Raw genomic sequence first — 15,061 nt, 5'->3', positions numbered from 1 at the left:
AAAAAGTCATGCGGTGCTGGAGGAAGCAATGAAAGCAAGCCACGTACGCAAACTGATCAAGCCCATTGAAAGCGCGTATTCCGAGATGTTTTCGGGCCGTGTTTACCGTTTGGGTACCGGTGCTGTTTCTGTGCGAAATCACAGCGGCGACGCCCGGCAAACCGTCATTGGCGTGCACGGCTTCCTCGAAAACCACTGCTACTTCACCCAGGCCTATGAGGCACCCACAACCGAGCTGATTCTGCTGACCTGCAGTAACTATCACATCCCGGTTAACGGGGTGACGCCGGAAACTCCGGAGTGGGAAGTACCGATCAAACATCTGGAAGGCACCATTGAATACGATGCCTGCATGCTGAACCTGACTCTGGCCAATCTTCCGAGCACCGACAATATCCGCCTTCACGGCCATTCCCGCGGTGGCGCGGTCATTCTGGAAGGCGCCCGGCAGTGGCCCGATCTTTACGAAAACGTGGAAGTGGTATTGGAAGCGCCGGTATTGCCCCAGGGCAAGCTGTCTGCGCTGGTTACAGCCATGCTGGAGCCTGTCAGTCACGGCATGTGGCCATGGCTGATTCGCCTGATCAACAGCGCGCCTTCTTCCGCCTATGGTCAGACCTTCTTTGGCAAAATGAATCCCCGCAAGAAACAGCTACTGACGAAACTGTTCTCGGCGACGCAGGACCACCTGACCATCGTGCGCAACATTGAAAACCTGATGGCCTGGATGGATCGCACTGACACCTCTATTTATGAGAACCTGCGCCTGGGCACTTTCCTGATTCCCGCAGTGGATCGCATCCTTGATCGTGACGCCATGCTCAAGAGCGCCCGCCAGAGCCCGACCACCATGCGCATCGTGGAAACCGAAGCGCCCAGCCACTTCATTACTCTGGACAGTAAAGAATGGATTCCGGGCTTCGAGACTCTGCCACAGGCGGCACAAAGCTAAACAAACGCTCACTGCCAAGGGCTGCATAAAGCGGCCGGCTTCGCTACACTGACGCGCTCTCTGAAAGCCGTTTAGTGGAGCCCCCATGTATCGTGAGCGTCTCGTCGCCACGCCCGTTCCAACGCCAAGCGCCCGCCGCTTGCAGGAAGTGCTGTTGGCTTACCACGATTTCCGCCAGCTCAAGGCCAGCCATCCTCTGCTGGACAATACCTTCGATCTGGCTCAGTGGCAGGCACAAAGACTGAAAAACACCCACAGTGACCTTTACGCTGACCCCGGCTATCACGCCGGCCTGGAATTTCTGCTGACGGATCTTTACGCCCCATCCAGCATGACCCGCCGCGACGATAACATCGATCGGGTGTTCCCAAAGATGGTGAAGTGGCTGCCAGACAACCTGCTGGACACCTTCGCTGGCCTGGTGGAATTGAACCTGCTGACACAGCGGCTGGATTTGGAAATGGTGGACGTCCTCAACAGGCGTGGCGAGGCGATTGACTCGCTGTCTGAATCAAGATATTGCGAGGTCGTAAGGGCCAGCGGTCGTGCAGATGAGCGCTCAAAACAGATCTCACTGATGGCGGACACCGGCCGCCAACTGGATCGCTACGTACGCAACCGAACCCTGGGCTGGGTGCTGTCCATCAGCCGGGGACCTGCCGACATGGCGGACTTGACCGATCTGCACAGTTTTCTGCATCGGGGGTATTCCGCATTCAGAGCCATGGACAACGTGGAAGCCTTGATTGATCGCCTGGTCGCCAGGGAAAGCCAGGTTCTGGAAAACATCCTGAACCACCATCCGAAGCCGTTCCAGTTGCCTGAAACGCTCTGATAAGGGACTCAGCCGCCGGTGAGCTTATCCAGCTGGCTGTGAATCTCCTGTTCAATCCGGGATTTGAACGGGCGCAGCATCAGGCCCAGTTCAAGATGGATATGCAGGTCCTGTTCAGAGATGTCCAGCTTGCCTTTCACGCCACTGCGCTTGAAGCGCAACAGGTTGCCGTCCCATTCGTAATTAACGTCAAACTGCTCTGAGAGGTCTTTTGCCAGAGCTTCTGCGGCATCCCGGGCGTGGGATTTGTCGAGCGAATGAGCGCGGCGTATATCAATGACGGACATGGATCAGGTTACTCCGGGGATTCATGGAAATGACAGTGTAAGGTGCCCATAAAGCTGTCGCTACCTTGATATGGTGGTGTTGCCACTGATGTCTACCCTTGTAGACCAGCGGGCAAGCGTTAGAATACCAATTCAGATTTCGACAGGACACAGCCATGAGTGAGCAACAAGCGCCGAATCCTCCAACCGGCGAAACCCAGGACGACGTGACCCACTTCGGTTTCCGCAATGTCCCTAAAAGCCAGAAGGCCAGTCAGGTCGCCAACGTCTTTCACTCCGTGGCCGGCAAATATGACCTGATGAACGACCTGATGTCGATGGGCATTCATCGCCTTTGGAAGCGATTCACCATCGAGCTTTCCGGGGTGCGCAAAGGCCACCAGGTGCTGGACATTGCAGGCGGTACTGGCGACCTGACCATGAAGTTCTCGGATCTGGTGGGCCCGACCGGCAAGGTCGTCCTGGCGGACATCAATGCCTCCATGCTGCAGGTTGGCCGTGGCCGACTGATTGATCGCGGTTATGCGGGTAACATCGAATACGTCCAGGCCGACGCCGAACACCTGCCCTTCCCGGACAACAGTTACAACGCGGTGAGCATCGCCTTCGGCCTGCGCAATGTGACCGACAAGGATCAGGCACTCAGAGACATGACCCGGGTACTGAAGCCGGGCGGAAAACTGATGGTTCTGGAGTTTTCCAAACCCACCAACCCTCTGCTCAGCAAAGCCTACGACGCCTATTCATTCAATGCGCTGCCACTGATGGGTCAACTGATTGCCGGTGATTCCGAAAGCTACAAGTATCTGGCGGAATCCATCCGCATGCATCCGGATCAGGATACCCTGAAAGGCATGATGGAAGACGCCGGACTGGTGAACTGCAAGTACTTCAACATGACCGGCGGCGTGGTGGCCCTTCACGTGGGGACCAAGCCCTGATGTTTCCCGGCCCAACGCTGATGTCGGCTGTCACCGCCATTCTGGAGCGGGCCGTGAATCGCGCCCTGGAACTCGATCCGGCCGGCCGCAAGTCACTCATGTCGGCGCTCTCCGGCCCGGTGCAATTTACGGTGGAAGCCCCGTTGCATCTGACGCTGTCGCTGATCCCATCAGAAGTCGGCATTCAGGTTGCCAGCCAGCCACCCGATGATCCTGCGCTTGAACTGGCAGGCAGACCCATGGCTTTCGCAGCCCTGGCCACCGGTGACGATCAGGTTTTCAGTGAAGGCCGCATCCGAGTAGTGGGGGATATGGCGCTGGCCCATCAATTCCAACGCGCCATCGACCAGCTGGACCCGGACTACGAGGCGGCCATGGCGGAGTATGTGGGGGATGTACCCGCGCATTTCATCGGCCAGCGGCTGCGCGGTACGGTGAAATGGAGCCGGCAGGCTTTTCGTTCACTCAACGCCAACGTGGAAGAGTACATTCACGAGGAAAGCCAGAGCCTGCCCGGACGTCGAGAGCTGGAGGCCACGTTCCAGGACATTGACCAGCTGAGCCTGAGAGCCGAGCGATTAGACGCGCGCATCCGACAACTCGAAAAACCCGCCGACCGCAATTCGCAGGAAACAACGTGACGCGACTGCAACGCCTTTTTCGCATTGCCTGGGTATTCTGCCGCTACCGGCTGGACACCTTTCTGCCCCTGAACCAGCTTCCTGTTCCGCTGCGGATCTTTTTCATTCTGGCGCCCTGGCATCTGTTCCCGAAGCCCAGAATGGATCGCGGCGACCAGCTCCGCCTGGCGCTGGAAGAACTGGGACCGGTGTTCGTTAAATTCGGCCAGATATTGTCGACTCGGCGTGACCTGCTGCCTGATGACATGGCGGACTCTCTCAAACACCTTCAGGATCGAGTGCCACCTTTCCCGGGCGCAGAAGCCCAACGCATCATTGAGCGCTCTTTGGGCGGCAAGGTGGGTGACAAATTTGCCTCTTTCTCTCAGGATCCAATGGCCTCCGCCTCTGTGGCACAGGTCCATGCCGCTACCCTGCCAGACGGCCGGGAAGTTGTGGTGAAAGTGATTCGTCCCGGCATTGAGAGGGTCATTAACCAGGACCTGTCTCTGATGTACTTGATGGCCGATCTGCTAGAGCGCTACTGGTCGGAAGGCCCCAGGCTGCATCCCCGTGAAGTGGTGGCCGATTACGACGCCACGATACACGATGAATTGAATCTCCAGAGGGAAGGCGCCAATGCCAGCCAGCTGCGCCGTAATTTCGAAAACTCATCGCTGATCTACATTCCCTACATTGACTGGGACTTCACCACCAAAGACGTGCTGGTGATGGAGCGAATTCACGGCATTCCCATTGCGGACGTTCCTGCCCTGCGAGATGCGGGCGTGAACCTTAAAGTGCTGGCCGAGAAAGGGGTCGAGATTTTCTTCACCCAGGTATTCCGCGACAGTTTCTTTCATGCCGACATGCATCCCGGCAACATCTTTGTGGATGTGTCGAATCCGGCTGACCCGAAGTACATTGCCATCGACTTTGGCATCGTTGGCACCCTGGCACCGGACGATCAGAGCTACCTGGCCCGCAATCTGCTGGCGTTTTTCAGGCGGGATTACCGTCAGGTGGCCGAGCTTCATATACAGTCCGGCTGGGTGCCACCGGATACCCGGGTCAATGAGTTTGAAGCGGCCATTCGCACCGTCTGCGAACCTATCTTTGAGAAGCCACTGAAAGACATTTCTTTTGGCCATTTCCTGCTCGGGCTGTTCCAGACTGCCCGGCGTTTCAATATGGAAGTGCAGCCGCAACTGGTGTTGCTGCAAAAGACTTTGCTCAACGTGGAGGGCCTCGGGAGACAGCTGTATCCGGAACTGGATCTGTGGACCACTGCCCAGCCTTTCCTGGAAAACTGGATGCGCCGACGCATAGGTCCGGCTGGCCTGCTAAAATCCCTGCAGTCTCATTTACCGGACTGGATTGAGCAGTCCCCCGAGATGCCGCAACTGGTGCACGATGCGCTACTGCAACTCCGCCATTCCGGCCCGACAGACACGGCCAGTCGACAGGCGCTTGAGCTATTGCAGGAAAGCAGGGCCCGTGCAGACCGTCGTTGGCGCCGTGGCATCGCAGCTGCCGCGCTGGCGGGCGCTGCCTGGCTGAGCATTGACCACGATCTGGCCAGCCTTGCTCAATCTCTGCCCGCTCACGGCTGGGCATTGCTGGCTGGCGCCGCGTGGCTGGTTGCCGGTATCGGCCGCAAACACTAACGGACGTCACAGAAATGCAAGATTCGAACGCTACAGCGCCAGATTGGCTGAACGACATCCGTTGGGATGCCGATGGCCTGGTACCGGCAATTGCTCAGGATGCCGACACGGGCGACGTACTGATGATGGCCTGGATGAACGCCGAATCCCTTCGGCTGACCGTCGAGGAGGGGCATGCGATTTACTGGTCACGGTCCCGCCGCAAGCTCTGGCGCAAGGGTGAAACCTCAGGACACCAGCAAGTCATTCGTGAAATCCGACTGGATTGCGACGAGGACGTCATCCTGCTGAAAGTAGAACAGAAAGGCGGCATGGCCTGCCACACCGGCAGGCGCAGTTGCTGGTACCGGAAGCTGGAAGATGGTCAGTGGAAAACAGTGGATCCGGTCTTGAAGAACCCGGATGATATTTACGGCACTTCACAGAACAAAACAGGTGGTACGCACGATGAGTGAGGTTCTGAAGGAACTGGCGCAGGTACTGGAAGCCCGCAAACAGGCAGACCCGGAATCATCCTACGTCGCCAGTCTGCATCAGAAAGGCCTGAACAAAATCCTGGAAAAGGTGGGTGAGGAGTGTACCGAGACTCTTCTGGCCGCCAAGGACGCTGAGCGCACGGGCGAAACTCGCGACCTGGTCAATGAAACCGCTGACCTGTGGTTTCACAGCATGGTGATGCTGTCCCGTCTGGGACTGGGGCCAGAAGACGTGCTCCAGGAACTGGCGAACCGCTTCGACCTTTCGGGACTGGAAGAGAAAGCATCGCGCGAGAAAGCTCTCAAAAAGTAACGTACACTTCTAACAAATGACACATAAGGCGAGGAACCCGACATGGGTATCAGTATCTGGCAACTTCTGATTGTGCTTGGCATTGTCATTCTGCTGTTCGGAACCAAGAAACTCCGTAACATCGGCGGCGACCTGGGTGGCGCCATCCGTGGATTCAAGAAATCCATGAACGAGGATGACGACAAAAAAGCCAATGACGAGTCGAAAAAAGAGGACGTCATTGAAGGCAAGGCCGACGATCAGGCCCAGCAAGCCTCCAAGGCGGAAGACACTCCACGGGACAAGTCCCACAGCTGAGACGGGCTGAATGTTTGATATCGGCTTTGTCGAACTGCTGATCTGCGGTGTCATTGCACTGATTGTGCTTGGCCCGGAACGGCTACCAACGGCCGCCCGCGCGGCCGGTCGTTGGGTAGGCGCTGCACGGCGCATGGTCAGCCAGTTCTCGTCAGAGCTGGATAGCCAGCTGAAAGCCGAGGAACTTCGTGAAGAACTTCGCAAAGCCGGTGACGTCGGCCTGGACGACGTCCAGAAATCCGTGCGCGGTGCTCTGGATGAAGCCAAGAAATACGAACACATGGTGGTGTCCGACAGCAAGACCATAGAGCGCTCATCTTCCCCGGCCGCCCGTCGCGCCCAGGAACCACCCGTCGCCGAACCGGAGCCACCAGAGCAACTGGATCCTGACGAAGACCCGACCTCGGCCAATAATTCAGGCCACTCTTCGCTGGATGAACCGGAGCCTGAATCCGACAATACATCGACCGATCAATCCCGGGAACGCTCACCGGATAGCCGCACATGACCGACGCCAAAAACAGTCAAAGCCAGGCAGAAATGCCGCTGGTTGAACACCTGCTCGAGCTGCGAAACCGGCTGTTAAAAATGGTGCTGGCCGTGTTGATCTGTTTCGCGGCCATTTATCCCTTTGCCAATGAGCTCTACCTGCTGATATCACAACCCTTGAGGGATCTGCTGCCGGCCGGGCAGACCATGATTGCGACCGACGTTACCTCGCCTTTTTTCGCGCCCTTGAAGCTGGCGCTGGTACTGGCGGTGTTCGCAGCCATCCCGATTATTCTGTATCAGCTCTGGAGTTTCATCGCGCCCGGCCTGTACGCCCACGAAAAGCGCCTGGCGTTTCCGCTGCTGTTCACGTCCATCATTCTGTTTTACCTCGGCGCCGCGTTTGCGTATTTCGTGGTGTTCCCGCTGGTCTTTGGATTCTTTACCGCCATTGGCCCCGAAGGCGTCGTTGAACTGCCGGATATCAGCAGCTACCTCAACTTTGTGCTGAAGATGTTCTTTGCGTTCGGGGTAGCCTTCGAAATCCCCATTGCTACCATCCTTCTGATTCTGACCGGTGCGACGACGCCACAGAATCTTGCGGCCAAACGGCCCTACATCGTCGTGGGCTGCTTTGTGATCGGCATGCTGCTAACGCCGCCTGACATCATTTCCCAAACCTTGCTTGCCGTACCCATGTGGCTGCTTTTCGAGCTGGGCATCATTTTTGGCTATCTGGCCCAGCGCAACAAGCCAGATACTGAAGACGCGCCCGAGTCTTGAGAGTTCAGCAGGCATGAACCTGGCACTATTGTTCGACGCTGATTTTATCGACGCAGATCGCGCACGGCTGACTGGCAGGCGCCGAACCCACCTGGACACGGTATTGAAAGCCGTTGAAGGCGACCGGATTCCGGTGGGTCGGGTTGACGGAAACATGGGAACTGGCGAAATCGTTAAGCTGACCGACGACGAAGCCGAGCTGATCGTCACTCTGGACACTCCGCCACCCCGCCCTCTGCCGCTCACACTGGTATTGGCAATGCCACGCCCGAAGATGTTCCGCCGCGTCTTGCAGACCGCCACCGCGCTGGGCGTAAAAGACCTGTGGCTGCTGAACGCCTACAAGGTGGAAAAAAGCTATTGGCAGACTCCCTGGCTGACAGAGGAAGCGCTAGCCGACAACATGGTACTTGGGCTGGAACAGGCCAGAGATACCCTGATGCCCAAAGTACACATCCGCAAACGCTTCAAGCCCTTTGTGGAAGACGAGTTGCCGGGGCTGGTCGGCGAACACCCCGCGCTGGTAGCCCACCCGGGGACTCAGACACCCTGCCCCACCCACCTGAACCAACCGGCGGTGCTGTGCATCGGACCCGAAGGTGGTTTTATTCCCTATGAAGTCGAGAAATTGCAGGAAGCCGGCTGCCAGGCGGTCCATCTAGGCCAACGAATACTGAGGGTGGAAACCGCCGTACCAGTGCTGATATCCCGACTGTACGACGGCTGTCTGTAGAGCGCCCAGAGCCTTTAGCCCAATCTTGAGCTAGAGCCGTTCAGGCGGCCGCCTTGCGCGCAGTCCAGAGTTTCATCAGCGGCGTAATCACCGCCACCAGAATGCCCCCGGCGATCAGCCCGATCAAACCATTGGCCAACGTTGGTACCAGCAAACCGGCAAGGCCGCCCAGGCCTTCGGCGAACTGGCTTATCCAGTCATACACCGGTGGCACGCCGTGGGCCAAAATGCCACCACCCACCAGAAACATGGCGATGGTGCCGAGAATCGACAGCCCTTTCATCAGGTAGGGTGCGACCCATACAATCCCGCCGCCCAATTTCTGAGAGAAGGCACTGCTTTGCTGCGACAGGTAAAGCCCGGCGTCGTCCAGTTTTACGATGCCCGCCACCAGGCCATACACGAACACTGTGACCATCACCGCCACGACCGTCAGCACCGCCGCTTGCATGGCAATTGCCTGGTTTGCCACGGTGCCAAGCGTGATGGCGAGGATCTCCGCCGAAAGAATAAAATCCGTGCGTATGGCGCCTTTGATTTTGTCCTTCTCCACGGCTTTCAAATCCGCGTCGGGTTTTTTCAGAGCCTCTCGAAGTTCCTTTTTGTGCGTTTTATCTTCTTCGCTGTGTAGGAACTTGTGCACCAGCTTTTCAAAGCCCTCGAAACACAGAAATCCACCACCCAGCATCAGCAAGGGCGTCACCAGCCAGGGGATGAAAAAACTGATCGCCAGCGCAGCCGGTACCAGAATCGCTTTGTTGATCATCGAGCCCTTTGCAACAGCCCAGACGACGGGCAGCTCACGGGCAGGCCTCACGCCGGTCACCTGCTGGGCATTCAAGGCAAGATCGTCACCCAATACACCCGCTGTTTTCTTGGTCGCGGTTTTGGTCATCAGCGCGACGTCGTCCAGAACCGTCGCAATGTCGTCGATGAGAATCAGCAAACTGCTTCCTGCCATGCCCTCTTCCTTTTTGAATCAGTGGCGGTTCAGCCCCATGGCCTGTGCCGCAATTCGTTGTTTGATCGGACCCATTCGGTCCAACCAGCGCATCCCCGTGTTTCGCAGCCACCGAACCGGCAGCTCGTCCGCCGCGAACAGCTGCTTGAAACCTTCCATCGCCGCCATCATCGACAGATTCTCGCCCTTCCGGCGGCGCTGATAGCGGGCCAGAATCGACGGATCGGCGGGGCTGAGCGCCGCCTTTCTGGCACGGGCTAGTTCCTGCAGCAAAGCGCGCGCATCCGAGTAACCAAGATTAGCGCCCTGACCCGCCAGCGGGTGAATGGTGTGGGCAGCGTCACCCACCAGGGCGATACCATCTGCAATGTAGGTCTTGGCGTGACGTTGTCGCAATGGAAAGGCGAAACGATCTGACACCACCTCCACTGCACCCAATTCCCGCTCAATGGCGGATTCCAGTTCGCTGGCAAACGACCCTTCGTCTAATGCCATCAGCCGTCGGGCCTCTGCCGTATCCTGTGACCAGACGATAGAGCAGAAATGGCTATCGCCCTGTTCGTTACACAGCGGCAAAAAGGCCAGCGGCCCAGTCTGAGAAAACCGCTGCCAGGCTGTGTGCCGATGGCTTTGTGTTGTGCGAACCGTACAGACAATTGCCTGCTGGTCATAATCCCATTCACGGGTTGGCAGGCCAGCCCATTGGCGGAGACGGGAATTCGGGCCATCAGCGGCAACCACCAACTCGGCCCCCAACAGACGATCGTCGTCCAGCCTGACACCGCGGCGACCGCCTTCCTGCCACCAGCCCGCAACGTTAACACCGTCAATCAACTCAACCTCGCTGTCTGCCAGCGCAAGCATAAGCGCGCGTACCACAATGCGGTTTTCGACAATGACCCCCAGGGAGTCAGCTCCCAGCTCCGCGGCACTGAACTGAATACGGCCGGTGCCGTCGCCATCCCAAACGGTCATGGTCTGGTAGGGGCAGTGTCTTTCAGCGGCGATGCCTGCCCAAGCCCCAAGGCTTTCCAGCAGTTGTTGACTGGCGATCGACAGGGCACTCACCCGCGGTTCAAATTCACCCACTGAACCGGCTGGCGCAAGCGGCTCGGTCAGAGCCTTTGTCGATTGGCTTTCAACCAGCCCGACCCGCCAGCCCTGCTGACTTAACCCCAGCGCTGCGGCGGAGCCAACCAGGCCGCCGCCAACCACAAGAATGTCGAAATTCGAAGCATCGCTCATGGCTTTCTCACCCTGGCATTCAACCCCATGGCACGGCGAGCGAACCAGCGTTTGGCGCCGGGCAGCACGTCCAGTCCCGTCAATCCGATATCACGGGCAGCGGCCATCGCCGGCATGGATTGACCAAAGATCTCGATCAGGGAGTCCGAAAACTGGACGGTTTGCTGCCAGTCCTGGCGATGTTTCGCCTGGTACTGGTTCAACACAGACAGGCTTCCCAGTGGCTGATTATCGGCGACCGCCAACTTGAACTGTTCCACCAGCGCCATCAGGCCACGCAGCGCCAGGTTAAACCCCTGCCCTGCAACCGGGTGCAAGGTGTGGGCCGCGTTACCCACCAGTACAACACCCGGCCTAACCGACTCATCCACCGTCTGCAACGTCAGCTGATAATGACTGCATTCGCCAAAACGGGTAAACCGTCCCAGCCGCCAGCCAAAACGGGCCTGCAAACGTCGGCATTTTTCAGCTTCGTCCTGGGCCAGCAGATCTTCAAGGGTGTGGTCATCCAGCGTCCACACCAGGGACGATGTGGTTTCTGGCGCATCTGCATCACTGTGGGGCAAGAGGGCCATGGGCCCCGCATCGGTAAAGCGTTCATACGCCGTGTTCTGGTGGCTGTCAGCGGTCGACACATTGGCGATCAGCGCCTGCTGTCCGTAGGCCCTTTCATTGACTCGAAACCCCAGTTTCTCGCGCAGACCGGACCGACCACCATCGGCCACCACCAGGCACTGGGCGGTCAGTGATCTGCTTTCGTCACCCTCGCCAAGTGATACTTTCACGCCATCCACCAGGGGCTCCATATTGGTGACTGCGGCAGGCGCTTCCCAACGCACGTTGGTTTCCAAAAGCTCCCTCATCAGGCAGAGGCCCATCCAGCGGTTGTCCGCCACATAGCCAAGAGCGTCCTGCTGGTGATCTTCTGCGTGCAGGCGCGTGGCGCCGAAATGACCACGATCGGACACGTGAATATGCCGTATGGGGGTGGCATGCTCAGCCATCCGCTGCCACAGACCAAGCTCTTCGAAAATCAACCTTGAGCCCCAGGCCAGCGCCGTTGACCGGGCGTCGTAGCTGGGTTGGTAAGACGTTGGCAAAGCGTCAGACGACAGCGGAAAAGACTCCACCACCGTGACCCGCAACTCCGGAAGCGTGCGGGCCAGTGCAAGGGCGAGCGTTGCCCCGGCCAAGCCGCCGCCAGCAATCACAAGGTCGGTATCATGGGTGGTATTCATCGGCTTTGCGTCCAGCACTTGGTCAATCGGCCATCAATGCTTCGATTTCGGGGATGGTTTTGGGCACTGCTTCGGTCAGGTTGCGGCAGCCGTCTTTGGTGACCACCACATCATCTTCGATGCGAATACCAATGCCACGCCACTTTTCATCCACGTCCATATTATCCGGCGCGATGTAGAGACCGGGCTCAACGGTCATCGCCATACCCGGTTCCAGCTGGCGCCAGGCATCGCCAACTTTGTAATCACCGACATCGTGCACATCCATGCCCAGCCAGTGGCCGGTGCGATGCATAAAGAAGGGGCGATAGGACTGTTGTTCCAGGGCATCTTCCAGCGTGCCGCTGAGAATCCCAAGATCAATCAGCCCCTGGGTCAGCACACGTAAGGCCGCCTGGTGGGGGTGGTCCCAATGGTTACCGGGATGAATTTCGTCGATGGCAGCATACTGGGCCGAAAGCACAATTTCATAGAGCGCTCTCTGTTCAGGGCTGAACTTACCGCTGACCGGGAAAGTACGGGTAATGTCCGAGGCATAGCACTCGTACTCACAGCCCGCATCGATCAATACCAGCTCACCTTCTTTCAGCGGAGCACTATTCTCGATGTAGTGCAGAATGCAGCCGTTCGCGCCACTGCCCACAATAGACGGGTAGGCGGTGGAACGCGCACCATGATCCATGAAGGTATGGATCAGCTCTGCCTCAAGGTTGTATTCGTAGCCGCCCTTGCGCGCCCGCTTCATGGCCCGCTTATGAGCCTCGCAGCTGATCTCACCGGCCTTGGCCATTACCTTGATTTCCGCCGGACTTTTGTAAAGGCGCAGGTCGTGCAGCAAGTGCTCCAGAGCAACAAACTCGCCGGGCGGGTGCGCACCGGATTTCACTTTGCTGCGAATCATCTTGACCCATTCCATCACCCGCGCATCAAACCCGGTGTCTTTGCCCAGCGGGTAGTAAACCCGGCTGCGGCCTTCGATCATGCCCGGCAGGATGTCGTCGATATCAGCAATAGGAAAGGCGTCGTCCAGTCCATAATTCTCGATGGCACCTTCCTGACCAACCAGAAAACCGTCCCAGAGTTCTTTTTCGGGATTCCGCTCGCGACAGAATAAAACCGATTCCCCATGCTCTCTTCCTGGAATCAGGACCAGAACCGCCTCTGGCTCGTTAAACCCGGTCAGATAATGAAAATCGCTGTCCTGACGAAACGGGTGAAGCACATCACGATTGCGCACCCGCTCCGGTGCTGCCGGCAGGATGGCGATGCTTTCAGGCGCCATCCGGTCCATCAGTCGACGTCGACGTTCATTGAATTCCTTCACGGGTATCGTAGCGGCCATAGTGTCTCCCACAGCGTGTCGGTTTCAGTGCAGAGTTGGCGTGTCCTGTTGCGGCTTTTCGGGAGGATTGAACTCCGTAAACACCGATAACGCACCCAGGCGCACATACTCGATAATTTCCATCAGTTGCTGTTCGCTCTCGTCGTCCTGATCTTCCTCGTCCGAGAGTTGGCTTATCGCAACCATGTCTTCAATCAGCTCACGTATTTCGTCCGGCGCCTGGCCCAGGGACTCGCCTGCCGACAACGCCATACCTTCGAGAAAACCCCGAACCCAGGAGATCAGCGCTTCAAGGCGCTGCTCAATGGCGTAATCATCGTCCGGCAGCAGCGGTCGAAAACTCATGTCCGCTGATTTCAGCTGCTCCAGGGTGTCGTTGTAGGCGTTCACCATAAACCGGGTCAGTTCCGCCGAGTCATCCGTAGCGTTGGTGGCCAGACCCATATGCTCACAGACCATCGTGAGCCAGTCGCTTTCCTGAATACGCGCACCTGCGGCAAGACGACCACACAGGGCACCGTGCAGTTCCGAGGGGTGGCTGAATGCCTGGTGCGAAGTGAACACATTCGCCCATTGTTCAAAGGCGGCAGCCGGGGATGTGGAAAGGTCAGTTTCGGACATGAAACGGGACGTTCCTGTATCGGTGGATGAGCGCCTATCCTAGCATTCAGCAGGGTGTAAGGCACTTGCCTGTTGATTGACGACGGTGAATCGATACATTATGTTATAACATATCAAATTAGAGACCCTGCCATGCCTGATTTTCCAAAGACACACCCGGTTTTTGTCGCCCATCGTTCCAAACGTGCAGGCATCGCCATCTGCGCCATGGCTGCCTGCGCTGTGCATACCGGTGCTTTCGCAGCAGACAACCTAGGGGCGCACGAACACGGACATGCACGCCTGCAAATGGCTCTGGAAGACGACCGAATAGACCTGATGTTCACCTCACCCGCCTACAACCTGGCAGGGTTCGAACACAAAGCGCGCACGGCAGAAGAAAAGGCCCGACAGGCCGACATTCGTCGCTGGCTTGAAACACATCCACTGGTGAATACCAGCGGCGACGATTGCAGTCTGTCGGACTCAATCGTCCGATTGGGCGGCTCGACGGATGCTCATGACGACCATGATCACCACGGGGAACATTCACATGCCGATGAAATAACGCACAGGGACTACGAGGTCACGCAACAGCTAACCTGCAACGGCAACCCGATTGGTCAATCGTTCGTGTCTGCCGTCATGACCAGGTTCCCTGAAGTGAGGGCTCTGGATATCGAGTGGGTCAGTGCGACCGGTCAGGGCAGCCTGGAAATGACGTCGCCCGAAAGCACATTTACCCTGAGCCAATAGCGGCCGGGCAGAACATCCAGGCTCTACTCTTCGTAGGCCCGAACATTCTGGGCGACGATGGAGTAAGACGACGATGCAACATCGTTTTCCGTTCTCTCGATCTGCAGCGTGCCTTCAATCCACACGGGGTCGTACAAAGCCTCCAGCGTAAAACCTTCCTCGTATTTGACGTGGATAATCTGGTTCGGCGGCGGGGGTGGCACGTGGATGCAGGCACCGTAGTAGGGCACCAGGAAGAATTCGAGAATGCGCATGTCGTCAGTGGTTTTCAGTGGCACCACGAATCCGGGAATCCGGCCAGTCTTTCCCCCCATTTCTGGAACGACACGGCCAGTCATGATTTCATCAGGCAGGGCCGCGGGCCCCTCGCCCTCGTGCTGAACTTCGGGCATATTCTCCAGCAAATGGAGATCTTCGGCAGGCATCAGCTCCAGCCAATCAATTTCCTCAAGCTCTTCGGCAAAGGCTGTAGCGGGAAGAAGCAGACACAAGACCATCAGTAAGGCCGAGCCTGTGCTGGGAACTG

General features: G+C 57.7%; 19 protein-coding genes. 12 read left to right on the top strand and 7 right to left on the bottom strand.

Translation table 11 applies throughout. The features are described 5' to 3' along the window. Positions 1-28 precede the first annotated feature (28 nt). Together QLQ17_RS03720 and QLQ17_RS03715 are read left to right on the top strand one after the other, a co-directional pair. On the top strand, positions 29-952 hold the full coding sequence (locus QLQ17_RS03720; protein ID WP_283208191.1) for an alpha/beta hydrolase: 924 nt from the start codon (positions 29-31) through the stop codon (positions 950-952). A gap of 85 nt (positions 953-1,037) precedes the next feature. Continuing rightward, positions 1,038-1,787, top strand: a complete 750-nt coding sequence (locus tag QLQ17_RS03715; protein ID WP_283208190.1) for a DUF8198 family protein — start codon at positions 1,038-1,040, stop codon at positions 1,785-1,787. 8 nt (positions 1,788-1,795) lie between these two features. On the opposite strand, the gene QLQ17_RS03710 is transcribed toward QLQ17_RS03715, so the two are convergent. Then, entirely contained in the window at positions 1,796-2,074 is a 279-nt protein-coding gene (locus tag QLQ17_RS03710; protein WP_283208189.1) for a polyhydroxyalkanoic acid system family protein, read from the bottom strand. 155 nt (positions 2,075-2,229) lie between these two features. On the opposite strand from QLQ17_RS03710, the gene ubiE reads away from it, so the two are divergent. From ubiE to QLQ17_RS03665, 9 genes are read left to right on the top strand one after another with little or no spacing between them, the layout of a single operon-like run. Then, positions 2,230-3,015, top strand: a complete 786-nt coding sequence (gene ubiE, locus QLQ17_RS03705; protein ID WP_283208188.1) for a bifunctional demethylmenaquinone methyltransferase/2-methoxy-6-polyprenyl-1,4-benzoquinol methylase UbiE — start codon at positions 2,230-2,232, stop codon at positions 3,013-3,015. After that, on the top strand, positions 3,015-3,656 hold the full coding sequence (locus tag QLQ17_RS03700; RefSeq protein WP_283208187.1) for a ubiquinone biosynthesis accessory factor UbiJ: 642 nt from the start codon (positions 3,015-3,017) through the stop codon (positions 3,654-3,656). Before ubiE ends, QLQ17_RS03700 begins: the two co-directional genes overlap by 1 nt. Beyond that, positions 3,653-5,302: a ubiquinone biosynthesis regulatory protein kinase UbiB gene (gene ubiB / locus QLQ17_RS03695; RefSeq protein WP_283208186.1), complete on the top strand. Its 1,650-nt coding sequence runs from the start codon at positions 3,653-3,655 to the stop codon at positions 5,300-5,302. The genes QLQ17_RS03700 and ubiB overlap by 4 nt, the downstream gene beginning before the upstream one ends. A gap of 14 nt (positions 5,303-5,316) precedes the next feature. Then, positions 5,317-5,757 carry a phosphoribosyl-AMP cyclohydrolase gene (gene hisI / locus QLQ17_RS03690; protein ID WP_283208185.1) on the top strand — a complete coding sequence of 147 codons (441 nt, stop codon included), beginning with the start codon at positions 5,317-5,319 and terminating at the stop codon, positions 5,755-5,757. Next, entirely contained in the window at positions 5,750-6,091 is a 342-nt protein-coding gene (locus QLQ17_RS03685; protein ID WP_283208184.1) for a phosphoribosyl-ATP diphosphatase, read from the top strand. Before hisI ends, QLQ17_RS03685 begins: the two co-directional genes overlap by 8 nt. Before the next feature lie 42 nt (positions 6,092-6,133). After that, positions 6,134-6,388, top strand: coding sequence for a Sec-independent protein translocase subunit TatA (tatA, locus tag QLQ17_RS03680; RefSeq protein WP_283208183.1), 255 nt, complete (start codon positions 6,134-6,136; stop codon positions 6,386-6,388). Between the two features lie 10 nt (positions 6,389-6,398). Next, a complete protein-coding gene (gene tatB, locus QLQ17_RS03675; protein ID WP_283208182.1) occupies positions 6,399-6,896 on the top strand; it encodes a Sec-independent protein translocase protein TatB in 498 nt (165 codons plus the stop codon). Further along, on the top strand, positions 6,893-7,660 hold the full coding sequence (tatC, locus tag QLQ17_RS03670; protein ID WP_283208181.1) for a twin-arginine translocase subunit TatC: 768 nt from the start codon (positions 6,893-6,895) through the stop codon (positions 7,658-7,660). The genes tatB and tatC overlap by 4 nt, the downstream gene beginning before the upstream one ends. Positions 7,661-7,673: 13 nt before the next feature. Continuing rightward, positions 7,674-8,393 carry a 16S rRNA (uracil(1498)-N(3))-methyltransferase gene (locus QLQ17_RS03665; protein WP_283208180.1) on the top strand — a complete coding sequence of 240 codons (720 nt, stop codon included), beginning with the start codon at positions 7,674-7,676 and terminating at the stop codon, positions 8,391-8,393. A gap of 40 nt (positions 8,394-8,433) precedes the next feature. Here QLQ17_RS03665 and QLQ17_RS03660 read toward each other — a convergent pair whose 3' ends face one another. From QLQ17_RS03660 to QLQ17_RS03640, 5 genes are read right to left on the bottom strand one after another with little or no spacing between them, the layout of a single operon-like run. Continuing rightward, positions 8,434-9,354 (bottom strand): DUF808 domain-containing protein, encoded by a 921-nt coding sequence (locus QLQ17_RS03660; protein ID WP_283208179.1) that lies wholly within the window; start codon positions 9,352-9,354, stop codon positions 8,434-8,436. Between the two features lie 18 nt (positions 9,355-9,372). Next, positions 9,373-10,599, bottom strand: a complete 1,227-nt coding sequence (locus QLQ17_RS03655) for an FAD-dependent oxidoreductase (RefSeq protein WP_283208178.1) — start codon at positions 10,597-10,599, stop codon at positions 9,373-9,375. Next, positions 10,596-11,837: a 2-octaprenyl-6-methoxyphenyl hydroxylase gene (gene ubiH / locus QLQ17_RS03650; protein WP_283208177.1), complete on the bottom strand. Its 1,242-nt coding sequence runs from the start codon at positions 11,835-11,837 to the stop codon at positions 10,596-10,598. The genes QLQ17_RS03655 and ubiH overlap by 4 nt, the downstream gene beginning before the upstream one ends. 22 nt (positions 11,838-11,859) lie before the next feature. Continuing rightward, positions 11,860-13,179, bottom strand: coding sequence for a Xaa-Pro aminopeptidase (gene pepP, locus QLQ17_RS03645; protein WP_283208176.1), 1,320 nt, complete (start codon positions 13,177-13,179; stop codon positions 11,860-11,862). A gap of 24 nt (positions 13,180-13,203) precedes the next feature. Next, positions 13,204-13,800, bottom strand: a complete 597-nt coding sequence (locus QLQ17_RS03640) for a UPF0149 family protein (RefSeq protein WP_283208175.1) — start codon at positions 13,798-13,800, stop codon at positions 13,204-13,206. Between the two features lie 132 nt (positions 13,801-13,932). Between QLQ17_RS03640 and QLQ17_RS03635 the strand changes: the two genes are divergently transcribed. Further along, positions 13,933-14,535, top strand: a complete 603-nt coding sequence (locus QLQ17_RS03635; RefSeq protein WP_283208174.1) for a ZrgA family zinc uptake protein — start codon at positions 13,933-13,935, stop codon at positions 14,533-14,535. Between the two features lie 23 nt (positions 14,536-14,558). On the opposite strand, the gene QLQ17_RS03630 is transcribed toward QLQ17_RS03635, so the two are convergent. Continuing rightward, positions 14,559-15,032, bottom strand: a complete 474-nt coding sequence (locus tag QLQ17_RS03630) for a DUF3299 domain-containing protein (RefSeq protein WP_283208173.1) — start codon at positions 15,030-15,032, stop codon at positions 14,559-14,561. Positions 15,033-15,061 lie beyond the last annotated feature (29 nt).

This window comes from Marinobacter sp. CHS3-4, from assembly GCF_030053415.1.
Classification (GTDB): Bacteria; Pseudomonadota; Gammaproteobacteria; order Pseudomonadales; family Oleiphilaceae; genus Marinobacter.
Note: the sequence above shows the minus strand (reverse complement) of the source record. Positions and strands in the feature narration are given on the sequence as shown.